Genomic DNA, 20,283 nt, shown 5'->3' on the forward strand with positions numbered 1-20,283 from the left:
CTCCCCCTCTCCCTTCCGAAAACTTTTGTCAGGGTCACAGACGGGATGACGCGGCACGACAGCCTCCCGCCGTCTCCTCCGTCCCCCGGCAGCATATCAGAAGGATACGCAGCACGACAGCAAAAAAATCCCCGCCCTCCGGTTGCGCCGGAGCGTTTTTTTACGAGGGGGAGAAGGAGCCCCTTTTGGAAAAGGGTCTCCCTCTCCCCCTCTCCCTTCCGAAAACTTTTGTCAGGGTCACAGACGGGATGACGCGGCACGACAGCCTCCCGCCGTCTCCCCCGTCCCCCGGTGACATGTCAGAGGGATATGCCGTAACGAGACGAACGCCTGTCCTCCGCGACATTCCCGCAAAAAATTGGGGGAAATATTTGACACAGGTTCTCCCTGGCAAAAGCGCGCTGGGGAAGGGATGGGGGGCTTGGGGGGAAGGGGAACCCCTCCCGCGCCGGCGGCGACCGAAAGGCGGCCGCAGGCCGTGTCCGTTAGGCGACGCAGGAGCCTTACGGACATCGACAGCAACGCGAGGGGTTCCCCTTCCCCCCAATTCATCTACATCTCTAATAAAAAGGCTCTACGCCTGCTCTCCAGCCAGGGCGGCGCGGATGCGGCAGACGCCGCAGGTATCGCCGGAGGAGGTGGGGTAACCGCAGCGGGTGCAGGGGGCGAGGGGGTCGCCGTGTTCGGCTTCGCGGTGAGCGAATACGGGACGTCCGCGCTGGAGGAAGCCCTGATAGAAGTCCAGCTTGCGGCCGGGCATGGCGGCTTCGAGGCGCTGCATGATGCCCTTGAGCACGGAGAAGCTGGCGCCGGGGCTGTAGGGGCAGGCGGCGACGTGGTGTTCGATGCCCATGAGGAAGGCGTAATTGGCGGTCTCGAACTCGGTGAGCCGCCAGAGGGGTTTGACCTTGCGGGCAAAGCCGTCCTCGCCGTCGAGGCGCGGGCCCTGATCCGAGAGGTAGGCCGTATCCCAGCGCAGGGTATTGCTGAACAGGCGCGCCACCTCGTCATCAAGGTTGTGGCCGGTGGCGAGGGCGTCAAAGCCGCCATCCAGCGCGGCCTTGTTGAAGAAGTGGCGCTTTATCTTGCCGCAGGCCGAGCAGACAGGGCGGTTGAGGCGTTCCTTGACCAGTGGGATGGGCAGCCCCTCGGCGGTCATGTCCTTGACCATGAGCCGCAGGCCGTGCCGCTCGCAGAAGCGTTCCACCACGGCGCGGGCGGCCTGTGAGGAACCGGGGATGCCGAGGTCGATGTGCAGGCCGGTCACGTCGTAACCCTGCCGGGAAAGTTCCAGCATGAGGGCCAGCGAATCCTTGCCGCCGGAAAGGGCCACGAGGATGCGCTCATCCCGGGTGAAGAGCTTTTGGCCTTCGATCCCTCTGGCGACCTGCCGGGAAAAGAAGTCGAGGTAGCAATCAGGACAGAAGGCGGCATTGTGGCTGCGCAGGGCCACCACGGCCTGCGCCTTGCAGATCTTACATTTCATGCGTTCTCGCGCGGACGCTTTTTCGTCCGTGGTTTGGAGGTGCGGGGCCGATCGGGAGCCGGAGAAGATGCCGGGGATGCCGTTTCGGAGGCGTCTCCGCTTGCGGGCGGGCGCTCGTTCGAGGATGTGGACGCGGGAGCGGTACCTTTTTGCGACGCGACGGCGTTTTCCGGCGGCACGGCAGCCGCATCTCCCTGCGAGGCGGCAAGGGCTTCGTGATCGGCGGCGTCAAGCCAGCCCCAGGCATTGGCCCATTGGGTATAGGTCTCGCGGAGATGTTCGGCCAGCGCCGCGCCATCGACAGCGGCGGCGGCCTGCCTGGCCTGCGCCGCAAGCCGGGCGCGGGCCTCCGCGTCACGCAGAGGGAGGCGCATGGCTTCCGCCAGTTTTTCCGGCGACATGGAGGACAGGGGCAGACAGGGGCGGTCATGCCCCAGGAATTCACGATGCAGATGGCTCAGGCTGTAGATGACGGGCAGTCCGGCCACGAACCCCGCCCAGAAGGTGGAAGGAGCTTCCGCATCGGCCTGTCCCGGAGCCAGCCACACGTCGCAACGCCGCAGGGCCTCGGCAAGGGGCTGCGGCCCCAGCAGGCACAGGCGGGACTCCACGCCGAGGGCCCGCGCTTCCTCCCAGATCTCGCCGCAGCGAGCGCCGTTGCCGAAGAGGCGCACTTCCCACGGCGGCAGATCGGTCTGCTGTTTGAGCAGGAGCATGGCCTGCAGCACGGGGAGCGCGCCGGACTGGGGCAGGAAGCTCTCGGTCATGGCAAAAATGAAGTTCGCCCCCTCACGCCGGGGCGTCGGCTCCGTCCGCAGGCGGTCGGCATCCACGCAGGGGAGGAAGCGTTCCAGCCGTTCGCCGGGCAGGCCGATGCGGGAGGAATCTTCGTTGCACCCGGCGTCGTGCAGACGTTCGCGAACGTGCTCGCTGCCGCAGAATATCTTTCGCGCGGCCAGCAGGTCGCGACTGCGTCGGGAACGGAGGAATTCGGCCGACGGTGGCCGCACGGGGAAGGCATGTGCCAGCAGCGTGGCCCGTTCCCCGAAAGGACGCCGCCAGGCGGCGAGGCGCGCGCCCCAGCCCACGGCGTCCACGCCCACCGTCTGGATGAGCAGATGCTTCTGCCGCCGATAGCGCCACCAGAGACGCAGACGGGCGAATGTCCCCGCCGCGCCGCCCTGCCCCAGCGTGACGCAGGGCAGGCCCAGTTCCCCCGCGCGCTCAGCCAGCCAGCTTTCCCGACGGCAGACGATGAGCGGCGCCCAACGCCCGGCATCGCGCATACCGCGCGCCAGCGCGAGCGCCTGTTCCTGCTCGGCCCGTGCCTCGCCGGGCAGCGATCCCTGCGACGCGGTCGGGGAAGAGGGGACAGGCTCCGGAACGCCGTCTCCGGCGCGGCTGGCCTCCGGGGACTGCAGGGCCACGATGAGGATGCGCATCAGAACGGCGTACCTGTGGCAAGCATGTGTTCGAGCAGGGCATCCTTGAGCCAGAGGGCCACGGGGCCGGGCCTGCCCGCCTGCTCGCCCTGCCCGATGGGCTTGCCGTCGAAATGCGTCACGGCCACGCAGAGCGTGGCGCTGGTGAAAAGCAGCATCTCGCGGGCCTCGACGATATCCTCATGCCGGATATCGCGCTGCGCCACGGGCAGACGCTGCGGCGCCACACGGAAGGCTGCCTGCATGGAGGTCCCGGCCAGGATGTGCCGCATGTCCGGCGCGACGAGCACGCCGTCCTTGTCCACGATGCCGATATTGGCGATGGCCGCCTCGCACATGCAGCCGTGTTCGTCAAAGGTGACGGCCACATCCATGCCCTTCTCGCGGGCTTCGCGGGCCATGAAGACATTGGGCAGATAATTGGTGCTCTTGATCTTGGCCAGATACTGCTGCTTGGGGGGCACGCCGCTGGTGAAAGCCGTCAGGCCCTTTTCGTAGACGCTCGCCTCGGGCAGACGGGAACGGATGGCCACGATGTAGAGCGTGGACTGCGGGCATTCTTCCGGGGAGATGCCGAAACCGCCCGGCCCGCGTCCCAGCAGGAGGCGGATGTCGCCGTGCGACTCGCCGGAGGCGCGCGCCACATCCAGGATGCGCTGACGCAGTTTTTCCCACGGGCAGGGAGGCGCGAGGCGGATGGCTTCCGTCCCGTTGCGCAGACGGGCCAGATGCTCGTCGAGGGCAAATATCCTGCCGTCGCGGAAGTTGATGCTCTCAAAGAGGCCGTCGCCCCGGTGGCAGAGGTGGTCATCCAGCGGCAGCAGCATGAGCCGGGCATCCCTGCAGATATGGCCTACGCGGTGATCATAGAAGGCCAGCACCTTGTCCACGCCGGGATGGGGCGCGTCCAGCAGGGCGCGCAAATAAACGTCGTAACCTACAGCTTCCATGATTGCCCCCTTGGAAAGGGCCGCCGCTCCCTCGCGGAACCCGGCGGCCCGTTGCTGTTCGTTGGCAGTCCCGGCGACCCGCCCGGAACGTTTTGCCATGGAAAAAGGCAGAACGCGGGGCGGCAGCACAGCGCCGCCCGGCCCAACGTGAGCGGAAAAACCACGTTTTCCCGCGAAACGACAGGCCGCATGGTTTGGAACACTTCGCGTCCCAAACGGAAAACGCTCTAGGACATGAAGACGTTGCGGTCCTTCACATGCACGAGATCGCGCCGCAGCAGCTCTTCCGCGATCTGCACGGCATTGAGCGCCGCGCCCTTGCGCACGTTATCGGCCACGATCCACATGTTGAGGCCGTTCTCGATGCTCTCATCCTCGCGGATGCGGCCCACATAGGTCTCGTCATCTCCGGCGATGTAGGCGGGCATGGGGTAGAGCTTTTCGCGCGGATTGTCGAACACCTTGACCCCCGGCGCCTGGGAAAGCAGGATGCGGCACTCCTTGGCGGTCATCTTTTTCACGGTCTCCACGTTGACGGATTCCGCATGACCGAAGAACACCGGCACGCGCACGCAGGTGGCTGTCACCTTGACCGAGGGATCGTTGAAGATCTTCACGGTCTCGTTGGTCATCTTCATTTCTTCCTTGGTGTAGTCGTTGTCAAGGAAGACGTCGATGTGCGGCAGCACGTTGAAGGCGATGCGGTAAGGATAGACCTTGCACTCGGGATCGCGCAGGTTGAAGAGATCGCGGGTCTGGCGTTCCAGCTCTTCGAGGCCCTTCTGCCCGGTGCCGGACACGGCCTGATAGGTGGACACCACCACGCGCCGGATGCCCACGGCGTCATAGATGGGCTTGAGGGCCACGAGCATCTGGATGGTGGAGCAGTTGGGATTGGCGATGATGCCGTTGTGTCCGGCCAGAGCGTCGGGATTCACTTCGGGCACCACCAGCGGACAGCGGTCGTCCATGCGCCACTGCGAGGAATTGTCCACCACCACGCAGCCCGCATGGGCCGCATGGGGCGCAAAGGTCTCGGACGTGCCGCCGCCGGCGGAAAAGATGGCGATGTCGATACCCTCGAACACGTCCTCCTTCAGCTCCTGCACGGTCAGTTCCGTGTCACCGAAGGGGACCTTGCTGCCCGCCGAACGCGCCGACGCGAACGCGCGCACTTCCGTGGCCGGGAACTGACGGTCATGCAGGGTCTTCAACATTTCACGACCCACGGCGCCGGTAGCGCCCACAACAGCCACGGTCAACTTTCTGCTCATGATGTCTCTCCTCACCGAGCGGATATAGGGGCGGCGCACAGCGCGCCTACCGGAACGGACTATCATATCCGGCAACGCCGCAAAAGGGAAGAGGCTCCGGCGGCCCTCCCGCCCGCCGCCGCACGACACGCCTCCCCGCTGACGCGGCGACATCCGCCTTTCGGGCAGTTGACCGGGAGCGGGCATCTTTTTTATAGTGCCCCCATGTCACAGCAAAGTTCCTGCCTCTTGACGGTGCTTGACCTTGTGCCCTTCGGGCAGACCGGTCAGGACAGCCGTTTCTTTGCCCTGCGCCTCACCCGCCCGGACTGGGACGGCTGGCGTCCGGGGCAGTTCGTCATGGTGCGCCCGGTATCCTTCGGTCTGGAGATCCCGTGGGCGCGTCCCTTCGGCATCTGTCACATGACCGCGCGTCATCTCATCTGCTTCTTTCAGGTGCAGGGCAAGGGGACGCAGCGCATGGCCGCTCTGCGCGAGGGGGACAAGGTGCGCGTCTGGGGGCCGCTGGGCAACGGCTTTGCCGTGGAGCCCGAGACGCCCACCCTGCTGCTGGCCGGCGGCATGGGCATCGCCCCCTTCGTGGGCTACGTCAACCAGCATCCCAAACCCTGGAACGTGGCCATGCTCTTCGGGCACCGCGAACCGTTGAGCTGCTACCCCGTGGACAGCATCAACGAACATGTGCCGCTGGACAGCCTGCGCGAGACCGAGCCCGGCGACCTGGACAACCTCATCTTCACCCTCCAGGAGCGCATCCGGGACAATGCCGAGCAGAAGGGGCTGGTGCTGGCCTGCGGGCCGCTGCCCTTCCTGAAGACCGTGCGGCGCTTCGCGCTGGAATACGGCGCGCGCTGCCAGCTCTCGCTGGAAAACCGCATGGCCTGCGGCGTGGGGGCCTGCCTCGGCTGCGTGACCCGCACCACGGAGACATGGCCCGTGCCCGCCAAGCGCGGCGGCCTTGTGCAGACCTGCAATCACGGTCCCATCTTCTGGGCCGATCAGATCGAACTTTAGACGTCGCCCGACGTCGCCCATCTTCTTCTGGGGGGGCAGCATGGATCTTTCCGTTACGCTTCGTGGGCGCAGGCATGAGCTGCGCCTGAAAAATCCCGTCATGACCGCCTCCGGCACCTTCGGCTACGGGACGGAATTCGCGCCCTACGGCGACCTGTCCCGGCTGGGCGGCATGGTGGTCAAGGGGCTTTCCCTGCAGCCGCGCGACGGCAACCCCTGCCCGCGCATCGTGGAGACCACGGCCGGTATGCTCAATGCCGTGGGCCTGCAAAATGACGGCGTGGACAGCTTCCTGCGGGACAAACTGCCGCGTCTGCCCTGGGAGCAGACCCCCGTGGTGGCCAATCTCTATGCCACCTCCGCCCCCGAATTCGCGGAGCTGGCCGCCCGGCTGGACGAGGCCGAAGGCGTGGCCGCGCTGGAGGTCAACATCTCCTGCCCCAACGTGAAACAGGGCGGCATCCTCTTCGGACAGGACCCGGCCCAGGCCGCGGCCGTCACCCGCGCCGTGGTGGACGCCGCGCCGCACAAGCCGGTCATCGTCAAGCTCTCGCCCAACGTGACCGACATCGCGGGCATGGCCCGCGCCGTGGCCGACGCCGGGGCGGACATGCTCTCCTGCATCAACACCCTTGCCGGCATGGCCGTGGATGTGGCCCGCCGCGCGCCGCGTCTGGCCAACGTCATCGGCGGCCTCTCCGGCCCGGCCATCAAACCCGTGGCCCTGCGCTGCGTCTGGCAGGTGGCGCGGGCCGTGGACATCCCGGTCATCGGCATCGGCGGCATCACCACGGCCGAGAATATTTTGGAGTTCATCCTCGTGGGAGCCTCCGCCGTGCAGATCGGCACGGCCAGCTTCATGCGGCCCGATGCGGCCTTTGCGCTGGTTGAGGACCTGCCGGAAGCCTGCCGCCGCCTGGATGTCGACAGTCTGGACGACCTGCGCGGCGCGCTGGTCACGGGGTAAGCCCATATCTGCAAGCAGCTCCCCCAAAGATACCCCATCTATCAGTTTTGACTTGTCTGCTTTTGCTGGATGTTTGTCACAAATCCCCGCCCTTCCCCGGTAAAAGCGCGCTGGGGAAGGGATGGGGGGCGTGGGGGGAAGGGAGCGACCGAAAGGCGGCCCGCAGGGCCGTGCCCGTTAGGCGACGCAGGAGCCCTACGGGCATCGACAGCAGAGCGAGGGGTTTCCCTTCCCCCCAAAACAGGCAACCAGTTCCAGGAGGAATCCGGCATGGCCGTTCCCGTCATTGAACGTGTGACCGATGAAGCCGCTTTGCGGCGTTTCGTCGAGCTTCCGGCAAGCCTGTATCCGGAGGGTTCGCTCTGGTCGCCGGGACTTTTCCGTGACGACATGAAGCTGCTCACCCCCGGCGCGCATCCCTTCTGGGACGACGCCCGGCGCGAGCTCTTCCTTGTCCGGCGGGACGGGGAAGATGTGGGGCGCATCGCGGCCATCGTGGACGAGAAATACAATGCCTACGCGGGGACGCGTTGCGGGGCCTTCGGCTTTTTTGAGTGCCGCGACGACCGCAAGGCCGCCCACGCCCTGCTGGCCGCCGCATACGACTGGCTGGCCGAACAGGGCATGAGCCATATGCGCGGCCCGCTCAATCCCTCCACCAACTATACCTGCGGCTTGCTGGTGGACGGCTTCGACCAGCCGCCCGCGCTCATGATGCCCTGGAACCCGCCCTATTACGCCGAGTTGCTGGAGAGCTGGCACCTGCGCAAGGAGCAGGATCTCTTTGCCTACCTCATCGAGCGCGAGACGCTGCGCCTGCCGGACTGGCTCACGACGGAGCTTGAGCGGCTCAAGGCGGAGAAACGCTTTACCTGGCGCACGGCGCGCCGCGCCACCCTTGCGTCGGACATCCGGGCCATGCTGGACATCTACCGTGAGTCCTGGGCCGAGAACTTCGCCTTCACCCCCCTTTCCCCAGCCGAGTCCGACGTGCTGGTCAAGGAATTGAAGCTCATCCTCGATCCGGAGTATTTCGTCCTCTTCTTCCATGACGAGCAGCCGGTGGCGGGCATGGTGGCCATGCCTGACCTGGCCCCGCTGCTGCGACGCCTGCGCGGCAGGCTGGGACTTTCCACCCTCTGGCACTGGTGGAAGAGCCGGGCCGAGATACGCGGCAGCTACCGGCTCATGCTCTTCGGCATCCGCCCGGCCTACCGTCTGCTGGGCCTGCCCCTGCTCCTGCTGGACTGCCTGCTGGAAAAGGCCCGCCGCCATCCTGAGTTCCGCCGACTTGAGGGCTCATGGGTGCTGGAGGACAATACGGCCATCAACGACCTTATCGAGGATTTTTCCGGGCGCATCACCAAACGTTACCGACTCTACCGACGGGAGATCGAGGCATGACAGCTGGAACGTCGCCCCTGCCTGACGTGCAGGCCCTGGGGCATCTGCGCGGCAAAAAGGTCGCCGTCACCGGCGGCACGGGCTTTCTGGGCCGCCATCTGCTGCCGCTGCTCGTGGCGGCCGGGGCGGACATCACCTGCCTCGTGCGGACCACCTCCCGCCGGGACGGTCTGCCGAGCGGCATACGGATGGCACAGGTAGACCTTTCGCGCGGGGACGGCCTTGTGGAGGCCCTGCGCGGGCAGGACATCCTCATCCACATGGCGGCTCTGCTCTTCGGGCTGGGCTGGCAGGACTACCTGCGCGCCAACAGTACCGCCGCCCAACAGCTTGCCGACGCGCTCACGCGCCTGCGGGCGGAAGGACAGCCCCTGCCGCGTGTGGTGCTGGTGTCCAGTCTGGCGGCCAGCGGCCCCTGCGCCGTGGCCCCGGGACGCGGCGACGACAGCCCCGGCGCGCCCGTCTCCGCCTACGGCTGGTCAAAATTGCTGGTGGAGCAGATCCTCGGCCGGGCCGTGGGCGACAGGCTCGTCATCCTGCGCCCGCCCATCATCTACGGCTCTGGGGACCGCGGCCTTTTGCCGGTCTTTCAGGGACTCAAGCGCGGCCTGGCCGCCCTGCCCGGCTGGAAGCGGGAATTCCCCGTCTCCGTCGTCCATGCGCGTGACGCCGCGCAGGCCCTGCTCCTGCTCTGCCGGGAGGACGCCCGCGGCGTCTACCATGTCAGCGACGGCGGCGTCCACACCATGCGCTCTTTTTACGAGGGCATGGCCCGCGCGCTGGGCCGCCCGGCGCACCTCATCCCCGTGCCCGTGCCCGTGCTCGGTCTGACCGCCTGCGCGGCCGGTCTCTGGGGCATGGCCTGCCGCCTCGTGCGCCCCGGCGGACGGGCCCCCAACTGGAATCTGGACAAATTCCGCGAAGCCCGCCATGAGGGCTGGCTTTGCGATGGCACTCGCATACAACAGGAACTGGGCTACGTCCCCGCCGTCACCCTGACGGAAGGACTGGCCGAGGCCGTGGCCGGGTATCAGGCCGAAGGACTTCTGTGAAAATCACCATCCAGGACCTGTCCAAGTCTTTTGGCGGACGGGACATCTTCACCAATTTCTCGCTGGAAGTGGATTCCGGCGTGCGGCTGTGCGTCTGCGGGCCCAACGGCACCGGCAAGTCCACCCTGCTCAAGCTGCTGGCCGGAGTGGAACCTGCCGACGGCGGGCGCGTCATCCTGCCACGGGGCTGCCGTCTGGGCTATGTGGAGCAGGAACTTTCCGAACAGGCGCTGGACACCCCCCTGCTGACCTATGTGCTGGACGTGCTGCACGACTGGAGCGACTTCTGGGGCCAGTGGGAAGATGCCGCCGCCGCGGGCGACGAGGCCCGCCTCAATGAGCTCATGCACCGGCAGGCCGAGCTGGAGGCCATCCACGGCTACAATCCCGAACAGCGCGCCAAGACCGTGCTCTCCGGTCTGGGCTTTGCCGAACGCAAGTGGCATCGCACCCTGCGCGAGCTTTCCGGCGGCTGGCGCGAACGCGCCAAGCTGGCCCGCGTGCTCACCGCCGGGGCCGACGTGCTCCTGCTGGACGAACCTACCAACCACCTCGACGTGGAAGCCGTGGAATGGCTGGAGGACTTCCTGCTCTCCTTCCAGGGAGCGCTGGTCTTCGTGGCGCACGACCGCGTGTTCATGGACAAGGTGGGCACCCATGTGCTCTATCTGGGCCTGTCCCGCCCGGTATTCCGCAAGGCCACCTATACGCAGTTCCTTTCCCTGCAGGAGGAATACAACGCCCAGCGCGAGCGCGAGGCCAAGGCCCTGCAGGACGAACTCAACCGCAAGATGGCCTTCGTGGAGCGCTTCCGGGCCAAGGCCACCAAGGCCCGTCAGGCCGGTTCCCGTCAGAAGATGGCCAAGAAGCTGGAAAAGGAACTGGAGGACTACCGGCCGGAGCCCAAGCGCAAGGAGCTGCATTTCACCTGGCCCGAAGCCCCGCATTCGGAGAAGGTCGTCCTCGCCACCGCCGATCTGGCTTTCCATTTCAGCGACGGCAAGCAGATGTGGCCGCCCCTGACCTTCACCCTCTACCGGGGACAGCGCGTGGCGCTGGTGGGGCACAACGGCTGCGGCAAGTCCACCCTGCTCAAGCTGCTGGCCGGGACGCTGGAGCGCTGCGGCGGCAATATCGTCACCGGCACGCAGGTGCGCCTGGGCTATTACACCCAGCACCAGATGGATACCCTGCGCCCGGACACCACCGTACTGGGCGAGATACGCCGCCTTTCCGACCCGCGCACCACGGAAGAGGAGCTCATGAGCGTGCTGGGGCTCTTCCTGCTGGGGCAGGAATATTTCGACCGGCAGGTCAGCGCCCTGTCCGGCGGCGAGAAAAGCCGTCTCGTGCTGGCGAGCCTCTTCCTCAAGCGCTGCAACTTCCTGCTGCTGGACGAACCCACCAACCATCTTGATCTGGAGAGCCGCGAAGCGCTGGCCGATGCCCTCCAACGCTTTGACGGCACCCTGCTCATGGTGGCCCATGACCGCTGGCTGCTCTCGGAAGTGGGGGCCGAGGCCTGGGCGCTGGACGACAAGGGCATCACCGTTTACCCCGACTTCGCCGCCTATGATGCGGCCCGCCGCGCCGCCCTCGAAGAGGCCAGGCCCGCAGGCAAGGCCGCGCCCGCTGCCGCCGCTCCCGGCGCAGCATCCGCCCCGGCGGCCGATGCCTCCCGCGCCGGCCTTTCCCGCGACGAGTTGAAGAAGCTCAAGCGCGAGGAGGCCGAACGCCGCAACGCCCTGCACAAGAAGCTCAAGCCCCTGCAACAGCGTTACGCCACGCTGGAGACGGAGCTTGCCGCCCGCATGGATGAGCAGGTCGAGGTGGAGCAGCTCCTTGCCGATCCCGAGGTCTACGCCGATGCCGCCCGGTCCACGGAGCTGCTCAAACGCTTCAACGACCTCAAGGACACGGTGGACCGCCTCATGGACGATATGTCCGCCGTGGAAGAGCAGATAGCGGAGATCGAAGCCGCCCACAGAGGCGACGACGCATGAGCGCCCTGCGTGACATCGACGTGGCGGCGGGCGTCATCTGGCAGGGCGGACGCTTTCTTGCCGCCCTGCGCCCGCCGGACAAGCCCCATGCCGGTTTCTGGGAATTCCCCGGCGGCAAGCTGGAACCCGGCGAGGACGCCGCGCAGGCCCTGGCCCGCGAGCTGGCCGAAGAGCTGGACATCCGCGTGCGCACGGCCGCCTTCTGGCGCTGCGCCGAGCACGACTATCCCGAGCGCGGCCTCCATGTGCGCCTGCACTTCTTCCATGTGACCGCCTTTGACGGGCGGCCTTCCAGCCGTGAAGGACAGACCCTGCGCTGGATCCTCCCGGAAGAGGCGTCTTCCCTGCCCTTCCTGCCCGCCGATGCGGCCATCGTCGCCGCGCTGAAGAACGAAGCCCATGGGCGAAGCTGACCCATCTTTTTTGGGGGAAGGGGAACCCCTCGCTCTGCTGTCGATGCCCGTAAGGCTCCTACGTCGCCTAGCGGGCACGGCCCTGCGGGCCGCCCGTCGGGTCGCTGCCTGCGCGGGAGGGCCCAGCCTTTTCGCAGCGAAGCGAGAAAAGGCGTTCTCGTCATCCTTCCCCCCAAGCCCCCCATCCCTTCCCCAGCTCGCTTTTACCGGGGAAGAGTCAAAGACACGAGGCACCCTCGTCCCAAAAGCAAGCGGTGTGCATACAGTCTGCTTGGCCTATCCATTGAAATTGTTTGCAAAATTTGTGTTGACAGGCCCTAAAAAAACGGGATGCCGCTTCGTCAGTCGAAGGGCATCCCGTTGTCCGTTATGCTGCAGGGGGCGGCGTTTACCAGTCCAGCGTCACCTTGAAGGCCGTGGCCAGTTCTTCCACGGGCACGGCGGCCAGGGTGGAGGAGCCGCTGCGCAGTTCGAGCGCCGGGCCGTCGGTCACCTCACCGATACGGCGGCAGATCTGCCACTCTCCGAGGGCGTCCATGAGCGCAGCGTGCTGCGGGGCCACGCTGACCAGCAGACGGCTGGCGGACTCGCTGTAGAGCAGTTCGCCGCGGCTCATGGCTTCCAGCGCGGGCACGGCGTCGAGATCGATACGCGCGCCGAGACGGCCGCCGATGCACATCTCGGCCAGCGCCACGGCCAGACCGCCGTCGGAGCAGTCATGGCAGGCCCTGATGGCCTTGCGACGCATGAGGCTGTGCACGGCGCGGTAACGCGGCAAGGCCGTGGCCACGTCCACCTGCGGCACGCGGCCGCCCACAAGGCCCAGCTCGGCGGCAGCCTCGCTGCCCGCCATTTCCCGCCAGGTGCCGCCCAGCACGTAGATGATGTGGCCGGGCTTCTTGAAGTCCGACGTCTGGGTCAGCGTCACATTGTCGATGACGCCCAGCACGGAAAAGAGCACCGTGGGCGGGATGGAGATCTTCTCGCCGCCGCCGGTGTAGTCGTTCTTCATGGAGTCCTTGCCGGAGATGCAGGGCACGCCGTAGGCCAGCGAGAACTGCCGCAGGGCCTTGCAGGCCCGCACGAGCTGGGCCAGCTTGTAGCGGCCGTCCGGGGTCTTTTCGCTCTGCACGGGGTCGCACCAGCAGAAATTGTCCACCCCGGCCAGCGCGTCGGGATCGGCGCCCACGGCCACGGCGTTGCGGATGGCCTCGTCCATGGCGTTGGCCATCATCCAGTAGGTGTCATAATCGCTGAACTTGGGGCAGATGCCGTGGGAAACGACGAGGCCCGCGTCCGACTCCAGGATGGGCCGCAGCACGCCCGCGTCGGCCGGAGCGTCGCGCTTCACGCCCACAAGAGGCTTGATGACGCTGCCGCCCCGCACTTCATGGTCATACTGGCGGATGATGTATTCCTTGGAGCAGATATTGAGCCGGGAGAGCATACGCTTGAGGAAAGCCCCCTCGTCGGCGTCGGCCACTTCCACGCGGATATCCTTGTGTTCCGGCGCTTTCCATTCGGCTTCGAGCTGGAGCTGCGGCACGCCGTCGTGCATGAAGTGCATGGGCAACGAGGCCACGATGCGCTCCCCGAAACGTACTTCAAAGAAGCCGGAATCCGTGAATTCGCCCAGCGCCGTGGCTTCCACGTCCATGCGGCGGGCAAGGGCAAGGAATTCCTCCAGCTTTGCCGGGGGTACGGCCAGGGTCATGCGCTCCTGCGCTTCGGAGAGGAGGATCTCCCACGGGCGCAGGCCGTCGTACTTGAGCGGCGCGCGGGAGACATCCAGACGGCAGCCGCCCGTATCCCCGGCCATCTCGCCCACGGAGGAGGAAAGGCCGCCCGCGCCGTTGTCGGTGATGGCGTTGTACAGGCCGAGGTCCCGCGCCCGCATGATGAAATCGTACATCTTGCGCTGCGTGATGGGGTCACCGATCTGCACGGCCGTGGCCGGAGAGCCTTCATGCAGCTCCTCGGACGAGAAGGTGGCCCCGTGGATGCCGTCCTTGCCGATGCGGCCGCCGGTCATGACGATGATGTCGCCCACCTGCGCCTGCTTTTCCCAGCCGGGGCGGCCGTTGATGTCCGTGGGGATGATGCCCACGGTGCCGCAGTAGACCAGCGGCTTGCCGAGGTAGCGCTCGTCAAAGACGAGAGAACCGTTGACCGTGGGGATGCCGGACTTGTTGCCGCCGTGTTCCACACCCTCGCGCACGCCTTCCAGCACGCGACGCGGATGGAGCAGGCGCGGCGGCAGAGGCTTGTCGTGGAAGGGCGAGGCGAAGCAGAACACGTCCGTATTGCAGACGAGTTCCGCGCCCATGCCCGTGCCCATGGGGTCACGGTTCACGCCCACGATGCCGGTGAGCGCGCCGCCGTAGGGGTCGAGAGCGGAGGGGCTGTTGTGCGTCTCCACCTTGATGCAGGCGTCGTATCCGTTGATGAAGGCGATGACCCCCGCATTATCCTTGAACACGGACTTGCAGTAGTCTTTTTCGCCCATGCGCTGGCGCAAAAGTGCCGTGGCGTCCCGGATGCAGGTCTTGTAGAGGTTGTCCACCACTTCGCTGCGTCCGCTTTCCGCATCGGTATAGCGGATGCGGGAGGCAAATATCTTGTGCTTGCAGTGCTCGGACCAGGTCTGCGCCAGCACTTCCATCTCCACGTCCGTGGGATCGGCGGGCAGATCGAGGCCCTTGCGGCGCGCCCTCTCCTCCGGCTGGGCGAACTGATCCCGGATACAATGCATCTCCGTGAGGGTGAGCGCCCAGGTGTTTTCCCGGCTGGCCTGCTGCAGGGCGGCGTCATCCATGCCGGACAGGGGGATGGTCTCCACCGTGTCGTTGGACCGGCCCGTCACCTGCGCGGCCTGGGGGGCGAAGCCCGGCTCCGCCTGCCATTCCTCGCGGCTTTTCACGCGGAAACGCTGGATGAGATCGTTGCAGAGCAGCGAACGCGTGAGCTGTTCCACCGCGTCGCGGTCGAGCGGCTTGTCCGGCAGGCAGGCGATCCGGTACTGTACCGCCGTGTAGACGCGCAGGCTCTCGCGATCCACGCCCAGCACCATGGCGGCCGTATCACGGGCGGTACGGGCCTCGTTGTCCGTCACGCCCGGCCGGAAGCCCACTTCCACGAACCAGTGCGGCAGCGGTTCCGCCGTCGGCAGCGGATCAAGAGAAGCCTCCTGCAGGATGGGATCGTGCCAGATGCCTTCGGCCACCAGACGCCGCACCTGCGCGTCATCGAGCCCGTCAACGGTATAGACCTTCACCTGCCGGATACCCGCCAGTTCCACATGCAGCGCCTTCAGGATGTGCAGGGCGGTCTTGCGCCCCTGCGTATCGGTAAGGTTGGGATGCAGGCCAGTTTCCACACGATAGAGCATAGAATCCTCGTTTATGCCGCCGGGATCCCCGGCAGGATGGCTATTTTTTCCGGTCGCGCACATATTCCGCCATCTGGCGCAGCACGTCCAGCTCCTTGCCTTCGGGCAGACGGTCCAGCGCCATGAGGGCCTTGTCCAGATAGGCGACGGCCTCCTCGCGGGCCGCGCGATCGAAGCCCTGCGCGCGCACCTCGGCGGCGATGCGCCGGGCGTCGTCCTCGGTCAGCAGGCCGCAGACGAAGGCCGTATCGAAGGTGGCGCGTTCCTCTTCGTTGAGCCATTGCCGGTAGAGCCGCAGGGGCGGGGTCAGCTTGCCCTCGCGTACGTCCCCGGCCGTGGGTTTGCCCGTCTCGCCGCTGTCAGCGAAGTCCAGCGCGTCGTCCACGAGCTGGAAGGCCATGCCGAGGTTTTCCCCGTATTCGGCCGCAGCCGCCACCTGCATGACGTTGCCGCCCGCGCGCAGCGCCCCCATCTCGCAGGAAGCGCGGATAAGCCAGGCCGTCTTGCCGCGGATGATGTCGGCATATGTCTCGGCGCTGACATCCACATGCCGCTGCGAGGCGATCTCCAGGATCTCCCCCGCCGCCGTGCGGCTGGTGGCCTGAGAAAAACAGCGGCACAGGGCCGGATCGTCATAGCGGGCCACGCAGGCGTTGGCCGAGGCCAGCAGCGCATCCCCGGCAAGGATGGTGACGGGCACGCCGAAGCGGACATGGGCGGCCTCCCGGCCGCGTCGGCTGTCGGCATTGTCCAGCACGTCGTCATGCAGGAGCGTCGCGGCGTGCAGCATCTCCATGCTGGCGGCCAGCGGGTAGATGTCCGGGGCGTCATGCCCCAGCAGGCGGGCCAGCAGGATGACCAGCAGCGGACGCAGACGTTTGCCGCCCGCATCAAGGATATGCTGGGCAACGGGCTGCACCGAGGGATGCAGCGCGTCCACGGCTTCCTGCAGGGCCTTGTTGATGGCGGGCAGTTCCCTGCCCAGTCGAGCTTTCAGCAATAGCATGTCGTTACACCAGATTGAGAGCGGGAAGGATGCGGCCAAGCTGCCGCAGCGCACCGGGGAAATCCTTTTCTTCGGCGGTGCGCGGCCCGACCTTGTTGGAAACGCTGCGGATCTCCAGACAGGGCAGTCCGGCCCGCGCGGCGGCGTAGGCCACGGCAAAGCCTTCCATGTTCTCCAGCGCCGCGCCGTACTGTTGCCGCAGGTGCTGGACGCGCAGCACGCTGGCGCTCACGCCCGCCACGGTGAGCGAGCGCACGCCCGCCTCTCCGATGGCGGCAGCCCCGGCTCCCCTGAGCGTCAATCCCAGTTCGGCAGGTCCTGCCAGCGTGAGTCTGTCGCGCACCTCCTGCTTGCCGTCGCTCCATTGCGGATAGCCGAAGGCCTGCGCCACAACCTGTCTGCCGTCATGCAGACCGTATTCCGGCCAGATCTCCTCACGTACCACATGCAGGCTGCCGAGCGGCCAGCGCCCCAGATCGAAGGAACCGGCAAGCCCCACGTTGATGACGGCCCGCAGCTGCTGACCGGCAGCCGCGCACTGGGCCAGAGCGATACCCATGCCGAGCGCGGCATTGATGGGGCCGACCCCGGTCACGCAGGCCACGCCGCCCTCCTTGCCCAGCCGGAGGGGCACCGGCTTGAGCAGGGGGAAATCCGCCTCGGTATAGGACAGCCCACCGGCAGGCACCGCAGCCAGCATTTCCGCCGCCGTCGCGGCACAGAGCAGTATCACGGGAATCTCCTCTCTTGTGATCGTCAGGAACGTCGCGGCATGTCCGCCGGCCGCCTCCAGAGCGTTACGCCGGAAAATCTGGAATGGGACGCCGCAGCCGCTTTTCATCCTTTACAAAACGCCCCGCGCCGGTCATCATTCCAGCATGAGAACCGCCCCGCAACTCATCTTTTGCGCCCTTGGTCTCTGCCTGGCACTTGAAGGAGCCCTCTGGGCGCTCTTTCCCGACATGATGCGCCGCGTCATGCGGGAGTTCGCCAGAAAAACGCCGGAGACCCTGCGCCATTACGGCCTGCTGGGGCTTGTCCTTGGCCTGCTGCTGGTCGCGCTGTTCCGCTGAGGCGTAGCGGAACGTATCTGCCGGAGGGGGAGAGCTCCTCGCCCTGCCGCCGGTGTCGCAACGTCCCGGACCGACCCCCAGGCATCGCCCGGCTGCCGCCGCCTTGCCGATGCGGCGGCCGTCGCCGCATGGCGCCGAAAATATGCCCATTCGATGTCCGTGAACGTCCCCAAAGCCTGCCAAGGTCCACTTTGGCGGGAAAGAGCCCCCTCTCCGCCAAGCCCCCCACTCTGGAGCATTTTCCGTTTGAAACGCTTCGCGTTCCAAACCATGCGGCCTGTCGTTTCGCGGAAAAACGCGATTTTTCCGCTTGGCTTGGGCCGGGCGGCGCTGGCCGCTCGTATTTTGCCTTTTTCAAAGGCAAAATGCTCTAGCGCGCTTTTGTCAGGGGCGGCCTTGCGCCATGCGGTCGGCGTTCACCGGAAGGCATGGCCACATGCGCAGCGTATGTATCCCGTCGATTTGAAATCATTTTCAAATCTACAGCAAAAACCCTAGGACGCGGCCTTTTCCCCCACATGCAGGCAGACGATGCCGGAAGTCAGACGTCTGTGCCAGGCCTGCGCGAACCCCGCCTGACGCATCTCTTCCTCCAGCTCCTGAGCGCCGGGAAAGTCATGTATGGTCTGGGAGAGGTACTTGTAGGCAGCGGCATCGCCCGAGCACAAACGCCCCATGAGCGGCAGCAGGCAGCGCAGATACCAGTTGTAAAGCCCTCCCCAGATACGCTCGCGGCCGGAGCCGAACTCCAGAATGCAGGCCCGGCCTCCGGGCACGAGCACCCGCAGCATCTCGCTGAAGGCTTCGCTCCTCGGCGTGATGTTGCGGATACCGAAAGCCATGGTCACGCAGTCCACGGACGCATCCGGCAGGGGCAGACGCTTGGCGTCCGCCGCCACGGGGAAGATGAGCCGCTCCGCGCGCCGTGCCAGCTTGGGCAGCCCCCGGCGCAGCATGGGCGGACAGAAGTCCAGCGCCGGGACCGTGGCTTCCGGCCAGCGACGACGCACCGCCAGCGCCACATCCAGCGTGCCCGCAGCCAGATCGAGCACCCGCCGGGTCGGCCCGAGGCGTACCGTATCCGCGAGCACCCGCCGCCAGTAGATGTCGATGCCGCAGCTCAAGATGCGGTTGCCGGCGTCGTACATGCCCGCGATACGGCCGAACATCCCGGCCACAGCGGCGTCATGGGCGGACACGCTCACGCGCGTTCCTCCTCGCGGGAGGGACAATGGCGGATAGTCTCATGCACCACGCGAAAAACAGCCGGGAAGATCTCCGCGAAGTTCCCGGGCGACACCGTGCGCGTCTCGATGAATTTTGCCGTCAGCTCCTTGGCAACCTGCAGGGCTTCCTTGCTGTCCTTGTCCATAGCTCCCTCAAAAAAGCAAAACCCGTCCCTGGGGAATGGCCGAGACCCACAGCAGGTTCGTACCGGACGGGAAAGGAACGGAAACGGCCAGCCCCCGCCCCTTTTTGAAAGATCCCCTTGCGGGACAGGCGGTCCGTCCCGCGTCAGCCGCGCGTAAATATGTTATGCGCTCCGCTCGCGATTGGCAAGGAACAATGCGCCCGCGCATTTCGCTGATCCCAAAAAAGGGAGCGCCCGAAGGCGCCCCCGTATCGACAGAGAATAAGGATCGTTCTGCCGCTGTTTGCACTGCGTGGCGGCCGGCGGCATGATCCGCCGCTACCCCTGCAGCAGCCGGGCGATCTCCTCGCGCAGGATACGGGCCGCCGCCGATGCGGCAGCCTTTTCAATGCGTTCGTTGAATGCCGGCGTCAGTTCGTCCAGACGGTTTTCCAGCGCGTCCAGACGGACGGAAACGCTGCGTGCCTGCGTTTCCAGCTTTTCCAGACGCTCCACAAGTTCCCCGGCGTTTTGCGCGGCCGTCGCCGCCGCTTCCGCGGCGTCCACGCGACCGGCAAGCTCGTCCAGACGGCTCTGCACCGCGCTCTGCGCGGCTTCCACCTGCTCCAGACGTTCCGTCCCGGCTCCGGCCTCCTGCGCGGCCGTCGCCGCCGCTTCCGCGGCGTCCACGCGACCGGCAAGCTCGTCCAGACGGCTCTGCACCGCGCTCTGCGCGGCTTCCACCTGCTCCAGACGTTCCGTCCCGGCTCCGGCCTCCTGCGCGGCCGTCGCCGCCGCTTCCGCGGCGTCCACGCGACCGGCAAGCTCGTCCAGACGGCTCTGCACCGCGCTCTGCGCGGCTTCCACCTGCTCCAGACGTTCCGTCCCGGCTCCGGCTTCCTGTGCGGCCGTCGCCGCCGCTTCCGCGGCTTCTATGCGATCGACCAGCTCCTGACTGCCCGCCGACAGACCGTCTTCCAGACTGCCGAGCCGTTCCCGCGTTTCATTGACAAAGGCTTCAAGCACTTCCAGACGATCCACCAGCTGCGCCGCAGCGACAGGCGGCACAGAGGCATCATCTTGCGCAGCTTCCGCATCGCCGGATTCCGGCATATCGGTGACAAAAATGGTTTCCGCCATTCCCTCAGGTTCGATAACTTCGGCATCCTCCACCGGCACCGCAGCATCAACAAGCGCGTTTTCCGCAGCCGGAGCCTCTTCTGCCTTGTCATCCAGATCGGCCAGCATATCATCCGCAGACGACGCGGGGGACGCGGGAGCTTCGGCAGCCGCAGGCGCGGCTTCCTCGGCGGGCGCGGCGGGCGTTTCGCCCAGCGCGGCGTCCAGATCAGCCAGCATGTCATCCGCAGACGACGCGGAGGGCGCGGGAGCTTCGGCAGCCGCAGGCGCGGCTTCCTCGGCGGGCGCGGCGGGCGTTTCGCCCAGCGCGGCGTCCAGAT

General features: G+C 66.5%; 16 protein-coding genes and 1 pseudogene. 7 read left to right on the top strand and 10 right to left on the bottom strand.

All coding sequences use genetic code 11. The features are described 5' to 3' along the window. Nucleotides 1-574: 574 nt before the first annotated feature. The 4 genes from Q0K00_RS07580 to Q0K00_RS07595 all read right to left on the bottom strand — a co-directional run bounded on the left by Q0K00_RS07580 (nt 575) and on the right by Q0K00_RS07595 (nt 5,152). Nucleotides 575-1,486 (bottom strand): ATP-binding protein, encoded by a 912-nt coding sequence (locus tag Q0K00_RS07580; RefSeq protein ID WP_297228361.1) that lies wholly within the window; start codon nt 1,484-1,486, stop codon nt 575-577. Further along, nucleotides 1,483-2,928: a glycosyltransferase gene (locus tag Q0K00_RS07585; protein WP_297228362.1), complete on the bottom strand. Its 1,446-nt coding sequence runs from the start codon at nt 2,926-2,928 to the stop codon at nt 1,483-1,485. The genes Q0K00_RS07580 and Q0K00_RS07585 overlap by 4 nt, the downstream gene beginning before the upstream one ends. Then, the gene (locus Q0K00_RS07590; RefSeq protein ID WP_297228363.1) at nt 2,928-3,878 is read right to left on the bottom strand and encodes an aminotransferase class IV; all 951 of its coding nucleotides are present in this window, start codon (nt 3,876-3,878) and stop codon (nt 2,928-2,930) included. Before Q0K00_RS07590 ends, Q0K00_RS07585 begins: the two co-directional genes overlap by 1 nt. Before the next feature lie 227 nt (nt 3,879-4,105). Further along, nucleotides 4,106-5,152, bottom strand: a complete 1,047-nt coding sequence (locus tag Q0K00_RS07595) for an aspartate-semialdehyde dehydrogenase (protein ID WP_297228364.1) — start codon at nt 5,150-5,152, stop codon at nt 4,106-4,108. A gap of 204 nt (nt 5,153-5,356) precedes the next feature. On the opposite strand from Q0K00_RS07595, the gene Q0K00_RS07600 reads away from it, so the two are divergent. The 6 genes from Q0K00_RS07600 to Q0K00_RS07625 all read left to right on the top strand — a co-directional run bounded on the left by Q0K00_RS07600 (nt 5,357) and on the right by Q0K00_RS07625 (nt 12,005). Then, entirely contained in the window at nt 5,357-6,166 is an 810-nt protein-coding gene (locus Q0K00_RS07600) for a dihydroorotate dehydrogenase electron transfer subunit (RefSeq protein ID WP_297228365.1), read from the top strand. A gap of 40 nt (nt 6,167-6,206) precedes the next feature. Then, nucleotides 6,207-7,133, top strand: coding sequence for a dihydroorotate dehydrogenase (locus tag Q0K00_RS07605; protein WP_297228366.1), 927 nt, complete (start codon nt 6,207-6,209; stop codon nt 7,131-7,133). Between the two features lie 270 nt (nt 7,134-7,403). Further along, the gene (locus tag Q0K00_RS07610) at nt 7,404-8,537 is read left to right on the top strand and encodes a hypothetical protein (protein WP_297228367.1); all 1,134 of its coding nucleotides are present in this window, start codon (nt 7,404-7,406) and stop codon (nt 8,535-8,537) included. Continuing rightward, nucleotides 8,534-9,589 (top strand): NAD(P)-dependent oxidoreductase, encoded by a 1,056-nt coding sequence (locus Q0K00_RS07615; protein WP_297228368.1) that lies wholly within the window; start codon nt 8,534-8,536, stop codon nt 9,587-9,589. The genes Q0K00_RS07610 and Q0K00_RS07615 overlap by 4 nt, the downstream gene beginning before the upstream one ends. Beyond that, complete coding sequence (locus tag Q0K00_RS07620) at nt 9,586-11,592, top strand: ABC-F family ATP-binding cassette domain-containing protein (protein ID WP_297228369.1); 2,007 nt, start codon at nt 9,586-9,588, stop codon at nt 11,590-11,592. The genes Q0K00_RS07615 and Q0K00_RS07620 overlap by 4 nt, the downstream gene beginning before the upstream one ends. Continuing rightward, nucleotides 11,589-12,005 carry a (deoxy)nucleoside triphosphate pyrophosphohydrolase gene (locus Q0K00_RS07625; RefSeq protein ID WP_297228370.1) on the top strand — a complete coding sequence of 139 codons (417 nt, stop codon included), beginning with the start codon at nt 11,589-11,591 and terminating at the stop codon, nt 12,003-12,005. The genes Q0K00_RS07620 and Q0K00_RS07625 overlap by 4 nt, the downstream gene beginning before the upstream one ends. A gap of 388 nt (nt 12,006-12,393) precedes the next feature. On the opposite strand, the gene Q0K00_RS07630 is transcribed toward Q0K00_RS07625, so the two are convergent. Genes Q0K00_RS07630 through mqnB form a run of 3 tightly spaced genes read right to left on the bottom strand, consistent with a single transcriptional unit; the run spans nt 12,394 to nt 17,132 of the window. Continuing rightward, nucleotides 12,394-15,393: an AIR synthase-related protein gene (locus Q0K00_RS07630; RefSeq protein WP_297228371.1), complete on the bottom strand. Its 3,000-nt coding sequence runs from the start codon at nt 15,391-15,393 to the stop codon at nt 12,394-12,396. 40 nt (nt 15,394-15,433) lie between these two features. After that, nucleotides 15,434-16,399 (bottom strand): polyprenyl synthetase family protein, encoded by a 966-nt coding sequence (locus Q0K00_RS07635; RefSeq protein ID WP_297228372.1) that lies wholly within the window; start codon nt 16,397-16,399, stop codon nt 15,434-15,436. A gap of 4 nt (nt 16,400-16,403) precedes the next feature. Beyond that, on the bottom strand, nt 16,404-17,132 hold the full coding sequence (gene mqnB, locus Q0K00_RS07640) for a futalosine hydrolase (protein ID WP_297228373.1): 729 nt from the start codon (nt 17,130-17,132) through the stop codon (nt 16,404-16,406). A 145-nt stretch (nt 17,133-17,277) separates the two neighbouring features. Between mqnB and Q0K00_RS07645 the strand changes: the two genes are divergently transcribed. Beyond that, nucleotides 17,278-17,472 carry a DUF2065 domain-containing protein gene (locus tag Q0K00_RS07645; protein WP_297228374.1) on the top strand — a complete coding sequence of 65 codons (195 nt, stop codon included), beginning with the start codon at nt 17,278-17,280 and terminating at the stop codon, nt 17,470-17,472. Between the two features lie 494 nt (nt 17,473-17,966). Here the strand turns inward: Q0K00_RS07645 and Q0K00_RS07650 are convergent, their stop codons facing one another. The 3 genes and pseudogenes from Q0K00_RS07650 to Q0K00_RS07660 form a co-directional block, all read right to left on the bottom strand. After that, complete coding sequence (locus Q0K00_RS07650; protein ID WP_297228375.1) at nt 17,967-18,677, bottom strand: ubiquinone/menaquinone biosynthesis methyltransferase; 711 nt, start codon at nt 18,675-18,677, stop codon at nt 17,967-17,969. Beyond that, nucleotides 18,674-18,844, bottom strand: coding sequence for a hypothetical protein (locus tag Q0K00_RS07655; protein ID WP_297228376.1), 171 nt, complete (start codon nt 18,842-18,844; stop codon nt 18,674-18,676). Before Q0K00_RS07655 ends, Q0K00_RS07650 begins: the two co-directional genes overlap by 4 nt. A gap of 318 nt (nt 18,845-19,162) precedes the next feature. Next, nucleotides 19,163-20,283: pseudogene (locus tag Q0K00_RS07660) on the bottom strand (hypothetical protein); the annotation flags it as partial.

Source organism: uncultured Desulfovibrio sp. (assembly GCF_944327235.1).
Classification (GTDB): Bacteria; Desulfobacterota; Desulfovibrionia; order Desulfovibrionales; family Desulfovibrionaceae; genus Desulfovibrio.